The sequence below is a fragment of the Methylocaldum sp. 14B genome, assembly GCF_002005105.1.
Taxonomy (GTDB): domain Bacteria; phylum Pseudomonadota; class Gammaproteobacteria; order Methylococcales; family Methylococcaceae; genus Methylocaldum.
Genome location: NZ_MSCV01000002.1, coordinates 37678 through 56154 on the forward strand (window position 1 = coordinate 37678; position 18477 = coordinate 56154).

Sequence of the window (18477 nt, forward strand, 5' to 3'; positions counted from 1 at the left end):
AGGATGTGCTGACAAAGGAAGCGCATCAATCGCGAACGGTCGCTTTAATCACGATCCTTCCCGACACAACTGTCGGCAAGGGATTGCCGACCTACGACTATAATCCCCCCGAGATGTCTAAGGTCACGTAGGATGTGCTGAACGAAGTGAAGCGCATCAATCGCGAACGATGCGCTTCCTTCGTCAGCACATCCTATGACCCTGAGGCACGAAGCGCATCGTTCGAGCCTTCAAACCAGGCTGACCTACGCCACCTCCCGCTTCGCGATATCCACCCACTCCTTGTTCAACCGGTGGCTGTGCCTGGACGCGATCTTTGCGTCCTTGAGGATGTCCTCGAACAGCGCCCGCGCCTCCGATGTTTTTCCCATGCGTTTCAGCAGCAGGGCATGGCGGCATTTGGCTTCGGCGCCTGCGGAATATTTAGCCAGTGCCCGGTATTCGTCCAAGGCCCGATCCAGTTCGCCGAGCGCTTCGAGCGAGCGGGCGTAAAGCAGATGCGCCTCCTGGTTTTCGAATTCCGGATTAGCCCCGAACAGCATTTCGAGCGTTTCCCGCGCCCGTCCGAAATTGTTCGCTTCCACCAGCGCCTTGGCCAGGCCAAGCAAGAGGTCGGGATCGGTGCGGTACATCCCGGTGAGGGAGCTCTCGTAAAGTTCGATGGCTTCGTCGAGCATGCCATGCCTGAGATATTCGTGTGCCAGTGCGCTCCGGTTGCCTATGGTGTCCGAGACCTCCAATGCTTCGCGGCGTTTTCGGAGCTCCTTTTGTGGATCGAGCGTTCTCAGCAGGGCCTTGGAACCCTGCCGGGCGGTGCGGCTTTGGATCACTTCGGGCAGCAGCACCATCACCGAATAAAGAATGCAGCCGAGCAAGGGCAGGAAGATAATTAGAAATACCCAGAAAATCGGATGGCCGTGGCGGATCGCGTGAACGGCGAATCCGATCTGGATGAGCAACATGAAGATTCCGGCAATTTCCATCAGATGTCTCGTTTATTGTTGTTCAGCAAGGAATTGGACCCGGCGAGCAAGTCCACTCGATGGACAGGAAACGGCGCGCTTGGTTCGCGCGATCTTCGGAAGGATCGTTTATTGGCGGTCGATCCGGCGCTTATCGAGCTCCTTGCGATGAAGACAAGGACAAAAGTCTGATCGTACCATGTATGGGATACAACGAAACCGGGACGTATCGATGCATCCGATGAAGCGCTTGCCAGACCGTTACGGAATCGCGGGCGCTCCCGCGCGGTCCAAACAACCATGAAACTTCGCCTGGTCCAGCTCTGGGAGACGCTCCGCTCGAGCTACTGGTTCGTCCCCGCCTTGATGTCGGTTACGGCCGCGATCCTGGCGGTCTTGCTGTTTCTGGTCGATCAGGAGGCCCGCGAGCGATATCTGCCGTTTCTCTCCGATCTTTACGTGATGGACGCACCGGGGGCTCAAGCGATTTTGTCCACGTTGGCGTCCTCGGCGATCACGGTGGCGGGGGTGGTGTTTTCCATCGCCATGCTGGTGCTCTCCAACGCCTCGTCGCAATTCGGCCCGCGCCTGCTGCCGAACTTCATGCGGCAAGGGGGTACGCAGATCGTTTTCGGCGGGTTCATCGCGACCTTCATCTACGCCATTCTGGTGCTGACCCGAGTCCGTTCGACCGATGACGGGGCGGAAATTCCCCATCTTTCGGTCAGCGTCGCTCTGGTGCTCGGGGTGCTCAGTTTCGGGCTGCTGATCTATTTCATCCACCGGGTCGCCACATTCATACAGGCGCCGAACATCGTCGAGAATGTCGGCGCACGCTTGATCGAGACTTTCGGCAACTTGTTTCCGGAAGCTTCCGATCCCGGCGGGCGGAATAATCCCGCGGACGAGGAGCGGCAACTGCCGACCGATTTTGCGGAGCACGCCTCCGGCATTCCGGCGCCCGGCAACGGCTACCTGGACGCCATCGAACTGGAGCGGATTCGGGACATTGCCGAGCGGCACAATCTGCTCGTGCATCTGCTCAAACGGCCGGGCCAGTTCATCATCGAAGGCCATGTGCTGGCTTTGGCTTCGCCGCGCGAAGCGGTAACGGAGGCGATCGTCGAAGAGATCGGAGAATGCTTTCTTTTAGGACCTCAGCGCACGCTGATCCAGGATGCCGAGTTTGCCGTCGACCAGTTGGTGGAAGTGGCGGTCCGCGCTCTTTCGCCCGGCATCAACGATCCCTTCACCGCCGTCAACTGTATCGATTGGCTGGGAGCGGCGCTGTCGTTTCTCGCCGGCCGGAAGCTGACTTCCCCGCTCTGCCGCGGTGCAGACGGGCGCATCTGCGTCGTGACCGATCCTTACACCTACGAAGGCATCCTCGATGCAGCGTTCAATCAGTTGCGCCAGCACGCCAGGAAGAACGAGGCCGTGGCGATTCGCCTCCTGGACATGATCGCCGTTCTGGCCGAGGCCGAACTGCCCGAGCCTTATCGTAACGCTCTGGCACGGCACGCGCGCTTGATCTATAAGGACACGCTGACCAATCTGCCGGACGCCAGCGACCGCGCCGATCTGGAAGAACGCTATGGGAAAGTGCTGCAAACGCTTCCGGACTCCGGTTCGCAGGCGAACTGAGGCAAGAACGGTGGACTCCTTTACCGCTGGTTTCGTCGAGCCGTCGATGGCCATCGTGCTTCGTCAAGCGTAATAATGGACCGTCCAATCGCCATCGTCGTACTCCTCGGAGTCTCGGGCTCCGGAAAATCGACCATCGGCCAGCGGCTCGCCGAGCGCCTGCGTTGGCCGTTCTTCGACGGGGACGATTTCCATCCCGTGCAAAACATCGAGAAAATGGCGCGAGGCCAGCCTTTGACGGATGCCGACCGGGAACCCTGGCTCGACCGGCTCGCCGAGCTGATAGAAACGTCCATAGCGACTGGGCGTTCCGCCGTCATCGCCTGCTCCGCGCTGCGGCATTCCTACCGGAAGCGCCTCGCGCGAGGACACCGCGAAGTGGTCTTCGTGTATCTGAAAGGTTCTTTCGAACTCATCCGCGAACGACTCGCGCGCCGGCAGGAGCACTTCATGCCGCTAGACCTTCTTCCCAGCCAGTTCGCGGCACTCGAGGAACCCACCGACGCCATCACGATCGATATTCGGCAAACGCCGGAAGCGATCGTGGAGACCATCGTCCGCCGTCTCGAAGACCGACTCACGGGGCTTTCCGCGGAATAAGTAATTTGAACGGCCGGCGCGACTTGCCGTTCAATCGTCCCCTCCCTACAATCGAAACCTTGTCCAACATCCGGTTGTCAAGGAGAAGATCATGCTGATGTTGTCGGTTGCGGTTTTTACTTTGGTGGCGTTCATGGGGGCGGGCATGGGAATCGACGCCTTCAAGGGAAGGGGCAGTTCCCGGTTGTACGCCCTGATACACGGCGGCTTGGCGTTGCTGGGATCGACTCTGGTGATCATGGTTGCCCTGAAAGGCGACACCCGGCTCTACGTGATTATCGGCCTGGCGCTGGTCATTATCGCCGCCGGACTGTACATTTCGTTTCAACGGGCCAAAGGCATTCAGCCTAGGGCCTTGATTCTGCTGCACGGCGGAACCGCCGCCACTTGCTACGGACTGCTTGCCTATTACGCACTGCGGACTTGATCCGGGCAGTCGGCACAGCGAATTCCGGGGTGCCGACGCAGCCTCCCGCCCATTTATTCTTCGGATCTCGGGTTAAAATACCCCCAAACCATGCTTTCGACACCCCCGCTCAGCCTTTACATCCACGTGCCTTGGTGCGTAAGAAAATGTCCTTATTGCGACTTCAATTCGCACGCGGCAGACACCACTCTGCCCGAACACGAATACGCGAAGGCGCTGCTCGACGATCTCGAACAACAAACGCCTTCCGTCGCGGGGCGACGGGTGGAAACGATATTCATCGGCGGCGGCACCCCCAGCCTTTTTAGTCCGGCCGCGATCCGCGCTCTTTTGGAGGGGATTCGGTTACGGCTCGACATAGCGGCTGATGCCGAGGTCACCATGGAAGCCAACCCCGGCACTGCGGAGATCGCCAAATTCCAGGGTTTTCGCGAGGCCGGGGTGAACCGCTTGTCGATCGGCATCCAGAGCTTTCATGACACGCATCTGAAAAAACTGGGCCGCATCCACGATAGCCGAGAGGCGCGGCTCGCCGCCGAAATCGCGCACTCAGCGGGATTCGAGAACTTCAATCTGGACCTGATGTTCGGGCTGCCGAACCAAACCGTGGACGAGGCGCTGACGGACATTCGAACCGCGGTGGGCCTGAACCCGACCCATATCTCGTTCTATCAGCTCACCCTGGAACCCAACACCGTGTTCCACAAGTACCCGCCACGCCTGCCGGAGGACGATCGCATCTGGGCCATGCAGCAAAGCTGTCAGGCGCTTTTGGCGGATCATGGCTATCGCCAGTACGAGGTATCCGCCTATGCTCGGGAAGGGTACCGCTGCCGGCACAATCTCAATTATTGGCGTTTCGGAGATTACTTGGGCATCGGCGCGGGCGCTCACGGCAAGATTACGAACGCGGCGGAGCAATCCATAATGCGGACCTGGAAGATCAAACACCCGCAGCATTATCTCGAGTTCGCCGGCCGACCGGATCGGCAGGGCGGGCGGGCCGCGGTCCCGAGGGAAGACCTGCCGTTCGAATTTCTGATGAATCACCTCCGCCTCCGGGAAGGTTTCGCCGAAGCGGCGTTCGGCAAATACACCGGGTTACCCTTGGCTGCCCTGGAACCGGAACTTTCCGACTGCATCGCCGCCGAATTAGTCGAACGGCGCGACGGTGCCATTCGCTGCACCGACACCGGCTGGAATTTCCTGGATAATGTGTTGCAGCGTTTTCTGAATTAACCCTTTACCTCCATGCCCACCCCATCATCCGGAAGCTCGGTGGCGACGACGAAGCCCGACAACTCGCTGGTCCGGCCGACGCTCGAGGATTTGATCCGGCTCAGCCAGCCCGCGGCGGGATTGACGCTGGCCCGGCCGACCGTACGCGCCTTGCAGAGCGGGCAGTATCTCTCGGCTTTCAAGGGGCGCGGCATGGAGTTCGACGAAACGCGGCTCTACGCCCAGGGCGACGATGTCCGCAACCTGGACTGGCGCGTCACGGCGCGCACCGGCAAGCCGCATACCAAGCTTTTCCGCGAAGAGCGCGAAAGGCCGGTTTTTCTGACGGTGGACTACCGATCGGCGATGTTCTTCGCAACCCGTGGCATGTTCAAATCGGCGATGGCGGCCAGGCTCTCGGCGCTCATCGCCTGGAGCGCCCGAAGGCATGGCGATCGCGTCGGCGGACAGATTTTCTCCGAGGCGGAAAGCATCGAGCTCAAACCTGAGCACGGCCACCGTGCGGTGTTGAGACTCCTCAAAATGCTGGTCGACCAAGCGTCCCCCCGAAGCGACGACACGCCGGAGACTGCCTTGCAAGACGCACTGATTCGTCTGCCGCGCCACGCGCGACCGGGCAGCCTGGTGTTCGTGTTCAGCGATTTCCGGCATCTGACCGCCGCCGGCGAGGCGAGCCTGAGCCGGTTGTCCCGCCACTGCGATCTGGTGCTGGTGTTCATCTTCGATCCGTTGGAGCAACGCCTGCCTCTGGGACCTCACCGGTTCAGCAACGGCCGCCGCGATGTTTTGCTGAATGCCGATGCGCGGACCGCCGACGTCTATGAACATTCGTTCCGGGTCCGCGAGGAACGGCTGCGCGAGCTGGCCCGCCGGCACGGCATACGCTTGGTTGCCTGCCGCACCACGGACGAGCCTTTTTTCGTTTTGCAGCAGAGCAGCCGCCCGTCGCTTTTCCACGCCTGATCATGGAAACCTTGCCGCTACGCGATATTCATCTGCCGGACCCGATAAGCTGGTGGCCGCCCGCGATCGGCTGGTGGATCGTATCGGTCGCGGCGGTTTTGCTGATCGCGACTGCGGTATGGCTTATTCGCCGCTGGCGGCAGGTCACGGTGGCGAAGCTCGCCTTGCGGGAGCTGGACGCGCTGCAAAAGGATTCGACGCTGGGCATGACCGAAAAATTGAGAAGACTGTCCATCCTGCTGCGCCGGGCCGGTTTGAGCGCCTACCCTCGAGAAGATGTGGCGGGGCTGACCGGCGAGGACTGGCTCGAATGGCTGGACCGGCCGCTCGGAACGCCCCGCTTTTCTCGGGGTGTCGGCCGGGCGCTGCTGGATGCGCCCTACCGGCCGGTGGGCGATGCGGATATGGATCGCCTGATCGCGCTTTGCCGCGACTGGCTTAAAGCCCTGCCTCGAACCGTCGTGCCGCTTCGGAAAAATTCCGCTCCTCAGCAGGCCGCCACCGAACCATGATCGAATTCGCCTGGATCTGGGTCTTTCTGGTTTTGCCCTTGCCCTGGCTGATGCGCCGCTGGCTGCCCGCCGCGCCGGAGCCGGGCGGCGCGGCGCTGCGGACGCCGTTTCTCGAGGAATTCGATAGCCTTCCGTCAAGCCAGGGCGTAACGAAAACCAAGCCGCATGCCATTTGGATCGCCGTCGCCGGCTGGGTGTTGCTGGTCAGCGCCGCGGCCCGCCCGCAGTGGCTCGGCGAGCCTATCGAGCAGGCGGTCAGCGGCCGCGATCTGATGCTGGCGGTCGATCTTTCCGGCAGTATGGAAATCGAGGACTTCTTCCTCCATGGCCGGGCAGTGGATCGCCTCACCGCAACCCAATGGGTGGCTGGCCAGTTCATCGAACGGCGCGTGGGCGACCGCATCGGGCTGATCCTGTTCGGCGAGCAGGCCTACCTGCAAGCCCCGTTGACCTTCGACCGCACCACGGTGCACATCCTGCTGGACGAAGCGGTCATCGGACTCGCCGGCGACAAGACCGCCATCGGCGACGCCATCGGCCTCGCCGCCAAGCGCCTTAGGGACAATCCCGCCGAACAGCGGGTTCTGATACTGCTCAGCGACGGGGCCAACACCGCCGGCGCGGTTTCCCCCCTGCAAGCGGCCGAAGTCGCGGCGCGCGAGAAGCTAAAAATCTATACCATAGGCGTCGGGGCCGATCAGATGATCGTCAACGATCTTTTCGGCACGCGGCGCGTGAATCCGTCCCAGGACCTCGACGAGGAAGCCATGAACGCCATCGCCGAAAAAACCGGCGGTCGCTACTTCCGGGCGCGGGATACCAACGAATTGGAGAATATTTACGCACTGTTGGACGAACTGGAGCCGGTGGAACGGACAAAGCATTTTTACCGGCCGCGGACCGAGCTCTATCACTGGCCCCTGGCCGCCGCGCTGCTATTGGCGGCTGCGTTGGCGGTAACCAAATTGCGAGAATGACTGCTTGGGCCGGAGATGATGGGCTACGACGCTGAATCCATGAATCGCGACAACGATTGCCGATGAACGAGTTTCATTTCTTGAGGCCCTGGTGGCTTTTGGCCGTCCTCCCGCTCGCGGCGATACTTTGGGGGTTGTACCGGCGGCGCCGGAGCACCGGAGACTGGAAAGGCATCTGCGATGATGCGCTGCTGCCCCACGTACTCATCGGCGGGGACGGCCGAGCGAGCCGCCATCCGCTGTTCGCCGCGGCCTTGGGCGGCATCGTCGCCATCATGGCTTTGGCGGGGCCGGTTTGGGAGCGTCTGCCCGCACCGGCTTTTCGCAATATCGCGGCCGTGGTCATCGTACTCGACCTTTCTTCGGCCATGGAGGCGGTCGATCTCAAGCCGACCCGTCTGGAGCGTGCCCGCTACAAGATTGCCGATATCCTGAAGACGCGCAAGGACGGTCAAACCGCTTTGGTCGTCTATGCCGGCGATGCGTTCACCGTCACGCCGCTGACCGACGATGCGGCCACCATCGCCGCGCAACTCTTCGCCCTAAACTCCGGCCTGATGCCCGTACAGGGAACTCGCATCGATCTTGCGCTGGAATCCGCTGCGCGGCTCTTGAGGCAAGCCGGCCTGCGGTCCGGCGATATCCTGCTGGTCACCGCCGGAGAACGGGCGGCGGAGGCCGAGGAGGCAGCGCACCGGCTGAAAACCGAGGGTTATCGCATTTCCGTGCTGGGCGTCGGCACCGAGGAGGGCGCGCCGGTTCCCATGCCCGAAGGCGGATTCTTGAAGGACGATACCGGCAATATCGTGGTTCCGCGGCTCGATACCGACGCGCTGCGGAAGCTGGCCCGAGCCGGGGGCGGCATCTATCGGAATCTCACCGCCACTGCGGGCGATCTCGATGCGCTATTGGGATTTTTCGAACAGCATGCCGCCGCCGATACGCAGAACGAAAAGACCCTGAACGTGGACCAATGGAAGGAACAGGGTGTCTGGCTGCTGCTGGCCCTACTGCCGCTCGCGGCCTTGTCGTTCCGGCGCGGATGGCTCGCCGCCTGGCTGTTGGTTCTGGCAGCCCCGGTTCCGAACGATGCCCAGGCGCTGGACTGGCATAACCTGTGGCAAAGGCCCGACCAACAGGCTCGGCAAGCCTTTCAAGCCGAGAATTACGATGAAGCGGCGAAAAAATTTCAAAATTCCGAATGGAAAGCGGTCGCCCAGTACAAGGCCGGACGCTATGAGGACGCGGCCAAACTCTTAGAGGAGTCGCATTCGGCGACCGGCCATTATAATCGCGGCAACGCCCTGGCCCGGCAGGGACGTTACAACGAGGCCATCAAGGCTTACCAGAAAGCCCTGGAGCTGGATCCTGGCCATGCGGACGCCCACTACAACAAGGAACTCGTCGAAAAAGCCCTGGAACAGCAGAAGAAGCAGCACGAAGAACAGCAGAAAAGTCAGAAGGATTCGGGCTCGGAATCCGAATCCAAGTCTTCGCAATCGCCGCAAGGGCCATCGGACGGTCAGGATCGAAAAAACGAAGAGGAAAAACCACACGAACAAGCGGGCAAGGAACAGGACGCCCAGCCGCGGGACGATGGCTCGAACGGTGAAAACAATTCGCCCGAAAGCGCCGACGCCGCCTCCGGATCGGAAAGCAAGGCGCAAGATCGGCCGGATAAGAATGGCGAAAAAACGCCCGACGACGGGTCCGACCCGCAACAGACCGCCGGCCAAGCACAGGATAGACGGCCCGACGAAAGCGGTGAGCGGGAAGCCGCTGCGGCAACAGCGGAAACGGGTAAGACAGATGAAACCCGCCAGGCCGAGGAGCAATGGCTGCGGCGTATCCCGGACGATCCCGGCGGCCTTCTAAAACGCAAGTTTTATTACCAGTACCGTCAACGACAAAGGACTCAAGGCGCGGAGCCTAGACCATGAGCGAACTCTTTTATTTATATTCGTGTTTTCTCTGGGCGCATCGCTCTGACCCAAGGTTGAACCCGGATTCCAATCGGGTGTTATCCGTTCTGCGCCGATTGATTCGCCTATGGCCCTTGATCTTTCTGTTCCATGCGGGAAGCGCTTCGGCCGCGGCGATCAGCGTGACCGCCGACCGCGACCCGGTACCGGTGAGCGAATCCTTCACGCTCATCTTTTCGGCGGAAAAAACGCCGGACGACGATCCGGACTTCGCGCCACTGGAAAAGGATTTCCATGTCCTCGGTCAATCGCAAAGCAGCCAGATTTCGCTCATCAACGGCCGTTTCAGCAAGCGGACGGAATGGCAAGTCACGGTCATGGCGAAACGGACGGGCACGCTGACCGTCCCGCCCATCGCCTTCGGAACCGACCGATCCCAACCCTTGACTCTCCAGGTCGCCGGATCGCCCCCGCCATTGGCGGGTGGCAACGGCGAGGATTTTTTCCTGGAAGTCGAGGCCGAACCGAAGAATCCCTATGTCCAGGCCCAGGTGATCTACACGGTTCGAGTGTTGAGCCGCGTCCATTTCAGCGCTGCAAATCTCAGCGAGCCTTCGGCCGAGGATGCCTTGATTCAAAGGCTGGGCGACGACCGGCGCTATACCACCCATCGCAGCGGCCTCCAGTACACGGCAATTGAACGTAAGTATGCGATTTTTCCGCAGAAGAGCGGGACTCTCCTTTTGGAACCGTTGACGCTCGAAGCCCGAAGCGCGGCCGGCGGGCGATCCCTCTTCAATCAGTTTTTCAATCACTCGACTCACATTTTGCGCGCGCATTCGGATTCGGTGAGATTGGACGTCCGGCCGATTCCGGCGGCTTTTTCCGGCAAACACTGGCTGCCGGCGGAACACCTGGAAATCGACGATTCCTGGTCGCAGAATGCCCCTCAAACCACGATTGGCGAACCGATCACCCGGACCATCACCGTGCGGGCCGATGGAACGACGGTCGGCCTGTTGCCCGAGTTGGAGCCGCAAGCCTCTCGACGATCCCCGGCGGACATCAAGCGTTACCCGGATCAACCGCTGCTGAACGAGGAAAAACTGACGACCGGACTGGCCAGCGTCCGGCAGGAAAAAATCGCCCTGATTCCCGCGCGTTCCGGAACCTACCGGATTCCGCCGATCGAAATCCCCTGGTGGAACACCAAGACCGAGCGGATGGAGGCCGCGCGGGTTCCCGAGCGCACCCTGACCGTGCTGCCGGGAGCCCAATCGCCGGAATCCACCCCACCCGCTTTGCCCACGACACGTTCGGGATCGTCCGCCGCTCCGGCACGACCGGAATCTTCGCTGCCGAGCGAGGCGCTACCTGCAGTTCCTGCAAGCGGGCTCTGGTTTTGGCTGGCTCTGTTATTCGGGCTGGGCTGGATTGGAACCGCCGCGGCCTGGTGGCTCAGCGGCAGGCCCCGGAAAACGCCGATCCCGCAGTCATACGACGACGGTCGGTCCGAGCGCTCGGCCGCAAACGCCTTGAGAATAGCCTGCCGGAAGAACGACCCCGCCGCGGCGCGGCAGGCTCTCTTGGATTGGGCGAGACAGCGTTGGCCTTCGGCTCGCGTTATGGGTTTGGAGGACCTGGAGCGGCGTTGCAAAGGCGAATTGGGTCGTGAAATCGAGCGGCTGAACCGCACACTTTACCGACACCCGGAACCCGGTTGGCAAGGGCAGGCCCTTTGGGCGGCTTTTCGATCCGACCCGATGATCTCGTCCAAGGCGGGCAAACCGTCCGTAGCCGCGGATCTGGAGCCGTTGTACAAGCTCTAGGCCGTGAGTGAGTGCGCTATACGACGGATGAACGCCGGAAACGACACGACACGACAAGACCGGACGGTGGCTGCTTGAGATCGCCCGAGACTATTCCGGCCATGGTGGGTATAGGCGCTTCGGCGGGAGGTCTGAACTCGCTGCTGGATCTTTTCCAAGCCATCGAGCCCGGCATCGGCTTCGCCTTCCTGATCGCCCAGCATTTATCGCCCGATCATGACAGCAAGCTGGCGGAAATCCTGGCCAATACCGCCAGATTGCCGGTTATCGAGGCACGCGAGGGGATGGCGATACAGGCGGATCATATTTATGTCATTCCTCCGGATGCGGATATAAGCGTTTCGGTCGGTTGCCTGAACCTTCAGCGCCGGCACGGACGTCCGTCGCCTCATCTGCCGGCCGATCATCTGTTTCTTTCCCTGGCTCGCGAGCTGGGGAAAAAGGCAATCGGAATCGTGCTGTCGGGGACCGGGTCGGATGGAGCGAAGGGGCTCAAGGCGATCAAGACCGGCGGCGGAATCGCGTTTGCGGAAGATCCGTCCTCGGCCAGATTCGACGGGATGCCGCGCAGCGCCATCAGCATGGGATGCGTCGACTACGTATTGCCGCCCAAGGAGATCGCACGGGAGCTCACAAACCTCGGCCAGCGAGCCGGGACCGCCGCCGGCGATCTGGAGACCCTGGCCATCCGGCAACAGGATCTGAAGCAGATATTCCGTGTCGTTCTCGTCACTTGCGGGCTCGATTTCAGCCAGTACAAACGCAAGACCATCTTACGGCGGCTCATGCGCCGAATGGCGCTTAACAAGATCCATAGCCTCTCCGATTATCTCGCCCTGTTGCAGAATCAACCGACCGAAGTCGAGGCGCTATGCCAGGATTTCCTGATCCGCGTTACCGCGTTCTTTCGGGACCCGGAGACATTCCGTGGATTGACGAGAGAAGTCTTTCCGCGGCTGCTGCAAGGCCGGTCTCCGAACGATCCGATTCGTATTTGGGTGCCCGGTTGCGCGACCGGCGAGGAGGCTTATTCCATCGCCATGGCGCTCATCGAGTTTCTGGACGAGAAGAAGGTCAGTATCCCGATACAGATTTTCGGCAGCGACATCAACTCGCAGGCCATCAGCCTGGCACGGGCCGGCCGCTATCCCGAAAACATCAGGCTTCATATCTCGGAAAAGCGGCTCAGACGCTTCTTCATCCGAGCCGACGCTCATTATCAAGTCATTCCGGCGATCCGGGAATCGTGCGTCTTCGCCGAACATAACGTGGCGCAAGATCCCCCCTTTTCCAAGCTCGATCTGATCAGTTGCTGCAATCTCCTCATCTACCTGGATCCGGAACTGCAGAGACATGTCATGTCGACCTTTCATTACGCGCTCAATCCGGGTAAATTTCTCGCGCTCGGGCCATCCGAAAATATCGGTCCCCAAGGTTCGCATCTCTTCGAACCTTTAAACAAAAATTGGAGCATCTACGTGAGGAAGAACGTTCCCGGCCGAATGTTGCTGAACTTCGGCGGGAAGGAACAAAGGACACTTCAGCCTGAAAAAACGCTGACAGAAACGGCTGCGCCACTGCAAAACCCCGGATTGGTTCAGCGACAGGCCGACAACATCCTGCTCGCACGTTACGCGCCGGCCGGCGTGCTGATCGATGACGATCTGAACGTTCTCCAGTTTCGCGGCCATACCGGACAGTTTCTCGAGCATCAACAGGGTTCGGCAAGCCTGAACCTAAAAAGCCTGACCCAAACCTATCTCTTCATCGAACTGTCGGAGGCCGTTCAGGAGACGCGGTCGACCGGACAATCCGTCCGAAGGGAAAACATCCGCATCCGCACCGACGGGAAAGAACGGTATGTTCAATTCGAGGTCCTGCCGCTCAACGACGCCGAGGGCACCGCGCAATTCTTCCTGATTCTTTTCGAAAATTCGCCGTCCCGGCTTCCAATCCATGCCCCGGCCGATTGGCTTCGGCGAATTTCCTCCGTTCTGACGCGACAAGTGGGCCTGCTTTTCAAGTCCGCGCAAGCTGGAGGGCAGTTCCAATTCTCGGAGTTGAGACGAGAACTCGATGCCACGCAACGCCATCTGCAATCCGTTATCGAGGCCCACAAAGCCGGCCAGGAAAAACTGAGGTCGCTGGAAGAAGAACTCTTGTCCGCTCACCAGGAGTTCCAGAGCACGAACGAAGAGCTCGAAACCGCCAAGGAGGAATTGCAGTCGGCCAACGAGGAACTCGCCACGGCGAATGAAGAGCTGAGGGTCCGCAATCACGAGTTGAGCCAGGTCAATCTCACCTTGAAGAACGCGCAGGAATTCAACGAGGCCATTCTGGGAACCATGCGCGACGCCTTGGTGGTGCTCGATCGGGATCTCCGGGTAAAACGCGCCAATCGGGCCTATTTCGAAATGTTCCGGACCAAACCGGAGGCCATCCAGAACAATTGCCTCTACGACACCGGCAACGGGCTGTGGGATAGGCGGGAGATCAAAGAGTCGCTCCAGATCGTGTCGCAGGGCGGGAGAACCCTGGAGGATTATGAGATCATCCAGGCGCATCCCGAAATCGGCGAACGCATCCTGAACCTGAGCGCCTACAAACTGCTCGGAGAGGATCATCTGAACGATCTGATCCTACTGACGATTCAGGATGTCACCGAGCGTCGCAGTATCGAAGCGGCCCTGAGGCAGCGGAGCGAAATCTTGGACCAGGCCCACGAAGCTGTCCTGATGTGGGAACTCGGCGGCACGGTCCGGTATTGGAACCGCGGCGCGGAGGAACTGTACGGCTACAAGCGTTCCGAGGCGATAGGGAAAATCAGCCACACCTTGCTGAAAACCGAACGCGGCATCAGCTCCGAGGAATTCGAACGCATACTCGCCCGGGACCGGCAATGGGTCGGAGAAGTGGTCCATACCACCCGCACCGGAAAACGCATCATCGTCGACAGCCGCAACACCGTCGTCGTCCAGCGCAACAAGCCGCCGCTCGTGCTCGAGACCAATCGCGACATCACCGAGCGCAAGGATATCGAGGAGTCCTTGCGCGAAGCCCATAGGCAAAAGGACGAATTCTTGGCCATGCTCGCCCACGAACTGCGCAATCCTCTCGCGCCGGTCCGTAACGGGCTTCACATCCTGCAGAGGGCCAACCCCGACAAGACTCCCGTCAAGCAGATCCACGCGATGATGGACCGGCAGCTCACCAAGCTCACCCGCATCGTGGACGATCTGCTCGACGTGGCGCGCATCACCCGCGGCCAAATCGAGCTGCGCGAAGAAACGATCGATCTCGTGCCTCTGATCGTTCATGTTCTGGAAATCGTCAGATATCAGCTCGACTCGCGCCAGCACAAGCTCGCCCTGGATCTGCCGGGGCGTCCGTTGTTCGTCAAAGTGGACCCCACCCGCATGGAGCAGGTCGTCGAAAACCTGCTCGCCAACGCCGCAAAATACACTCCGCCGGGCGGCCACATCGAGGTCAGTCTCCATATCGTCAACGATGAAGCCGTGCTGCGGGTCCGCGACGACGGCAGAGGCATCGGCCCCGAGGCACTGCCGCATATCTTCGACCTTTTCGTGCAGGCGGAGAGAGGCTTGGACCGCATGGAGGGAGGGCTCGGAATCGGGCTCACGCTGGTGCGCCGGCTGGTCGAACTGCACCGCGGCCGGGTGGAAGCCAAAAGCGCCGGACTCGGCCTCGGCAGTGAATTTTTGGTGTATCTGCCGTTATGGCAGGGAATCGACGAAAGCCCCCAAGATATCACCGCGCTGCAATCCGAAATGGTATTGGTGCCGCGCAGGGTTCTTATCGTCGACGACAACCACGACGCCGCCGAGAGTACCGCGCTGATCGTCAGCGCCTCCGGACATACGGTCGAGGTCGCCTACGACGGGCCCATGGCGCTGAATATCGCGGCAAATTTCAAACCCGAGGTCGCGTTACTGGACATCGGATTGCCCGGAATGGACGGCTATGAACTGGCCAGGCGTCTTAGGAGCTTGCCCGGCATGGAAAAGGCGCTCTTGGTAGCAATCAGCGGCTATGGCACGGAAGACGATCGCCGTGCCTCGGAGGAAGCCGGCCTGGACTGCCACTTGGTCAAACCCGTAGATCCCGATGCGCTGGCCGGCTTATTGGCCACCGTAGCGGAAAAATCTCGGACCCCCGAAATCGGTCCTATCTAAGCCGATAACACCGTTCGTTACAGTCCGCCAAAAGGGTATCGCCTGTCTCAACCCAGGCGCTCGACCAACCGCCAATAGCACCGCATCCGACGATACGTGCAGCGGTCGTCCGGAGCCGCTTTAAACTCGGGATGAGTGAGCAGTCCGTCCAAGCAGGCGGCGATATGCCCGGCTGTCGATGGCGACGGATTTCTCGCATACCGCATCAGCAGAAAACGCAAACTCTCCTCCAGCAAATCGGGTGATGGCGCCGCATCGGCGCATGCGCGGCTTTTGACGGTCATGTATCTCTCCCCGGCGTTTCAACAAATGTGCCGACCCGTATTCAAGCCGGCCGACAGCAACAGGCGTCTGGAAAAATCTTTCGAAGGCAGATCCAGACAGTGAAATTCCTCGGCGTGCCGATTTCCGTTCTCGAGTAGTGCGACCAGCGTGATGGCGGACTTTGCAGCCGCATGCCGTCGGCGGACTGATTGAAAAACCGTACGGTCGGCGGAGTTCACGGCACGACTCCCGAAACTAATGAACACGCCACAAATGATAATCGTTCTCATTTCGGTGTCAACCCCCGTATTCCGGTTACGAATTGATTTTTGAAACAAGGCTCGAAGCCGCTTGATTTGTGCGGCTCAGTTCACGGTCGGGCAGGATTCGGTATCTATACTTGGATGGCGATCGGAACGCCGAACTGTCATGCCTGAAACGAGGTTCTCGGCGTAACGACAGCGTTTCGATGATGCGGGACGCAAATCCGCGGTCGTTATCAAACTACCCTTTCAGCCGAGGAAGAATGCCTATGAAGTTCAAGAATTACCTCAAGCTCCTGGTCTACAAGGACGGCTCGGATCTTTATCTCACAGCCGGCGCTCCGCCCGCAGCCAAATTTCAGGGGAAGCTGACGCCTGTCGATACCATTGAACTGACCGACGACATGATCAAAGAGACCGCCTATTCGGTCATGGACGAAGGCCAGCGGCGGGATTTCGAGCGGCGTCCGGAAATGAATCTCGCCATCAGCGAGGAAGGCGTGGGGCGTTTTCGCGTGAACATCTTCAAACAGCGCAATGCGCATGCGATGGTGGTGCGGAATATCAAGGTCAACATTCCCAAGGTCGATGATCTGGGTCTGCCGGAAGTCCTCAAAAACGTCATCATGGAAAAACGGGGACTGATTCTGTTCGTCGGCGCCACCGGTTCCGGCAAGTCGACCTCGCTCGCGGCACTGATCGACTATCGCAACAGCAACTCCGCCGGGCACATCATCACCATCGAAGACCCGATCGAATTCATGCACCCCCACAAAAAGTGCCTGGTGAATCAGCGGGAGGTCGGCGTCGATACCCAGACTTACGAAGACGCTCTCAAGAACACGCTCCGGCAGGCACCCGACGTCATCCTGATCGGCGAAATCCGTTCCCAGGACACGATGGAGTACGCCATCAATTTCGCGGAAACCGGCCACCTGTGCCTGTCGACCCTGCACGCCAACAACTCGAATCAGGCGCTCGACCGAATCATCAATTTCTTCCCCGAAGAACGGCGGAATCAGCTGTTATTGGATTTGTCCCTCAACCTGAGGGCTTTCGTCTCGCAGCGCCTGGTGCCGACGGTGGACGGCAAGCGAGCCGCCGCCATCGAGATTCTGCTCGGAACGCCCCTGGTCTGCGATTTGATCCGGAAGGGCGAAGTCCACGCGATCAAGGAAGTCATGGAGAAATCCGAAGGTTTGGGCATGCAAACTTTCGACAGCCATTTGGTGAAGCTGTACCAGGCCGGCCGGATTACCGCCGAAGAAGCCATCCGCAATGCGGACTCGGCCAATAACGTCAGATTGAAAATCAGCCTGGGCCAGCAGCGTGCTCCCAAGGACACATCGCCGGAAAATACGGAGTCTCCTCAAGATCAGAGCAGCGAAAAAACCGAGAGCGCTCAAACCGGCGAGTCGCCATTCGGCACGATGAATCTGAGCCTGGAGCCCGTCGGCGATGAGAGCGAGAAGACCGAGGAGTCCCATTGAGTCTTCCTGATCGCGAATCATGGAAGAGCTTTCAGGCCAGGACACTTCTCGCCGCCCGATGCATCTCCTCGCCACCGCCGACCTCGACGCGGAGATGTGTGGCGCCGGAATGCCAATGTCGTATCAGATTAATAACCGACCCAATTTGTAAGCTTTAGTTGACTTGACGGATGTCGCAATAACGATTCACTATCGCGGCGCCTCGGTTCTCCGTATGCTCGAAATCCGCAACCCGACCTCCCAGAACTACAGTCACAGGCATGGCCTCCCGATCCGGACACCGAAGACGTAATCGATTTGGAATCTAGGGTGCCAAAATGGCTTCGGTTATTTCGAACAGCGCGTCGGCTTTAGGATCGCGGTTTTTTATGCACCTTCAAGGCGTAAGTTTTGCGCCTTTTGGGGTGACTACTTCTAGTTATACGCATTAATCTGCGACTACCAGGCTCACACACGATGGAGCAAAAGACAATAAAGTGTTGGCACGACCTCGCAAATCTCGCTGATGAATTCAAACTGAAAAATTGGATATTCCGAGGTGTAGAAGATTCTACGTACGAGTTGGTGCCAAAAGTTGGACGCTCTGACAGCAGGAAAAACTTGGATGGTTCACACGCTGGGTATTCGGCAGAAGCCGAAACGCTAACAATTGATCGATTTCAAAGAGAAGCCCGTCCTCATTTGGGTATTGAGCCCCGCTCAAATCTCGACTGGTTATCTATTGCACAACACCACGGATTACCGACCCGACTTTTAGACTGGAGTGAAAGCCCCTTAGTGGCTGCATACTTCGCGCTACGGCCCGCGGGAATTCTTGGGGGAGAAAGAAAAGATGCAGCTATCTACGGTCATCCGGCGTTACCCATTGTAAAAACTGATGAAGATTGTAAGAAGGTCGGAAACGAGGTCTTTGCTTACTATCCTCAACACCTGACACCCCGGATCACCGCGCAACGAGGATTGTTTACCTATCACGAGAAACCAGAACAACCGTTCATCTCCGAAAGGCTCGTTAAGTGGATTATTCCGAGCTTAATTTGCTTTGATCTAAAACTTGCCGTGAGTAAGTGCGGAATTAATGAGGCGTCTATGTTTCCCGATCTCGATGGCCTTGCTAAACATGTTGGATGGCTTCACAAATGGAGCCTGTGATCCATGCGTATTACATTTAGTTCGAGCGGACGCGCAAAAA

The 18477-nt window shown here is 59.5% G+C and carries 14 protein-coding genes; 12 read left to right on the forward strand and 2 right to left on the reverse strand.

The features are described 5' to 3' along the window. Positions 1-245 precede the first annotated feature (245 nt). Positions 246-983: a tetratricopeptide repeat protein gene (locus B2A78_RS01630; RefSeq protein WP_077728168.1), complete on the reverse strand. Its 738-nt coding sequence runs from the start codon at positions 981-983 to the stop codon at positions 246-248. 279 nt (positions 984-1262) lie between these two features. On the opposite strand from B2A78_RS01630, the gene B2A78_RS01635 reads away from it, so the two are divergent. From B2A78_RS01635 to B2A78_RS01680, 10 genes are all read left to right on the forward strand, one after another. Further along, a complete protein-coding gene (locus B2A78_RS01635; RefSeq protein WP_077728169.1) occupies positions 1263-2606 on the forward strand; it encodes a DUF2254 domain-containing protein in 1344 nt (447 codons plus the stop codon). Between the two features lie 75 nt (positions 2607-2681). After that, positions 2682-3206, forward strand: coding sequence for a gluconokinase (locus B2A78_RS01640; protein ID WP_077728170.1), 525 nt, complete (start codon positions 2682-2684; stop codon positions 3204-3206). Positions 3207-3297: 91 nt separating this feature from the next. Next, positions 3298-3633 (forward strand): hypothetical protein, encoded by a 336-nt coding sequence (locus B2A78_RS01645; RefSeq protein WP_077728171.1) that lies wholly within the window; start codon positions 3298-3300, stop codon positions 3631-3633. Positions 3634-3723: 90 nt separating this feature from the next. After that, positions 3724-4872: a radical SAM family heme chaperone HemW gene (gene hemW, locus B2A78_RS01650; protein ID WP_077728172.1), complete on the forward strand. Its 1149-nt coding sequence runs from the start codon at positions 3724-3726 to the stop codon at positions 4870-4872. A 39-nt stretch (positions 4873-4911) separates the two neighbouring features. Continuing rightward, on the forward strand, positions 4912-5835 hold the full coding sequence (locus tag B2A78_RS01655; RefSeq protein WP_240502369.1) for a DUF58 domain-containing protein: 924 nt from the start codon (positions 4912-4914) through the stop codon (positions 5833-5835). A gap of 2 nt (positions 5836-5837) precedes the next feature. Further along, positions 5838-6347, forward strand: coding sequence for a DUF4381 domain-containing protein (locus B2A78_RS01660; protein WP_240502370.1), 510 nt, complete (start codon positions 5838-5840; stop codon positions 6345-6347). Beyond that, positions 6344-7324: a VWA domain-containing protein gene (locus B2A78_RS01665; protein WP_077728175.1), complete on the forward strand. Its 981-nt coding sequence runs from the start codon at positions 6344-6346 to the stop codon at positions 7322-7324. Before B2A78_RS01660 ends, B2A78_RS01665 begins: the two co-directional genes overlap by 4 nt. 62 nt (positions 7325-7386) lie before the next feature. Beyond that, positions 7387-9264, forward strand: coding sequence for a VWA domain-containing protein (locus B2A78_RS01670; RefSeq protein ID WP_077728176.1), 1878 nt, complete (start codon positions 7387-7389; stop codon positions 9262-9264). Further along, positions 9261-11075, forward strand: a complete 1815-nt coding sequence (locus tag B2A78_RS01675) for a BatD family protein (RefSeq protein WP_077728177.1) — start codon at positions 9261-9263, stop codon at positions 11073-11075. Before B2A78_RS01670 ends, B2A78_RS01675 begins: the two co-directional genes overlap by 4 nt. A 74-nt stretch (positions 11076-11149) precedes the next feature. Continuing rightward, on the forward strand, positions 11150-15268 hold the full coding sequence (locus B2A78_RS01680) for a chemotaxis protein CheB (RefSeq protein WP_143735038.1): 4119 nt from the start codon (positions 11150-11152) through the stop codon (positions 15266-15268). A 47-nt stretch (positions 15269-15315) separates the two neighbouring features. On the opposite strand, the gene B2A78_RS01685 is transcribed toward B2A78_RS01680, so the two are convergent. After that, positions 15316-15552, reverse strand: a complete 237-nt coding sequence (locus tag B2A78_RS01685) for a hypothetical protein (RefSeq protein ID WP_077728179.1) — start codon at positions 15550-15552, stop codon at positions 15316-15318. Positions 15553-16064: 512 nt separating this feature from the next. Between B2A78_RS01685 and B2A78_RS01695 the strand changes: the two genes are divergently transcribed. Together B2A78_RS01695 and B2A78_RS01700 are read left to right on the forward strand one after the other, a co-directional pair. Beyond that, entirely contained in the window at positions 16065-17285 is a 1221-nt protein-coding gene (locus B2A78_RS01695; RefSeq protein ID WP_077728181.1) for a PilT/PilU family type 4a pilus ATPase, read from the forward strand. A 456-nt stretch (positions 17286-17741) separates the two neighbouring features. Beyond that, on the forward strand, positions 17742-18437 hold the full coding sequence (locus B2A78_RS01700) for an FRG domain-containing protein (protein WP_077728182.1): 696 nt from the start codon (positions 17742-17744) through the stop codon (positions 18435-18437). Positions 18438-18477: the final 40 nt, after the last annotated feature.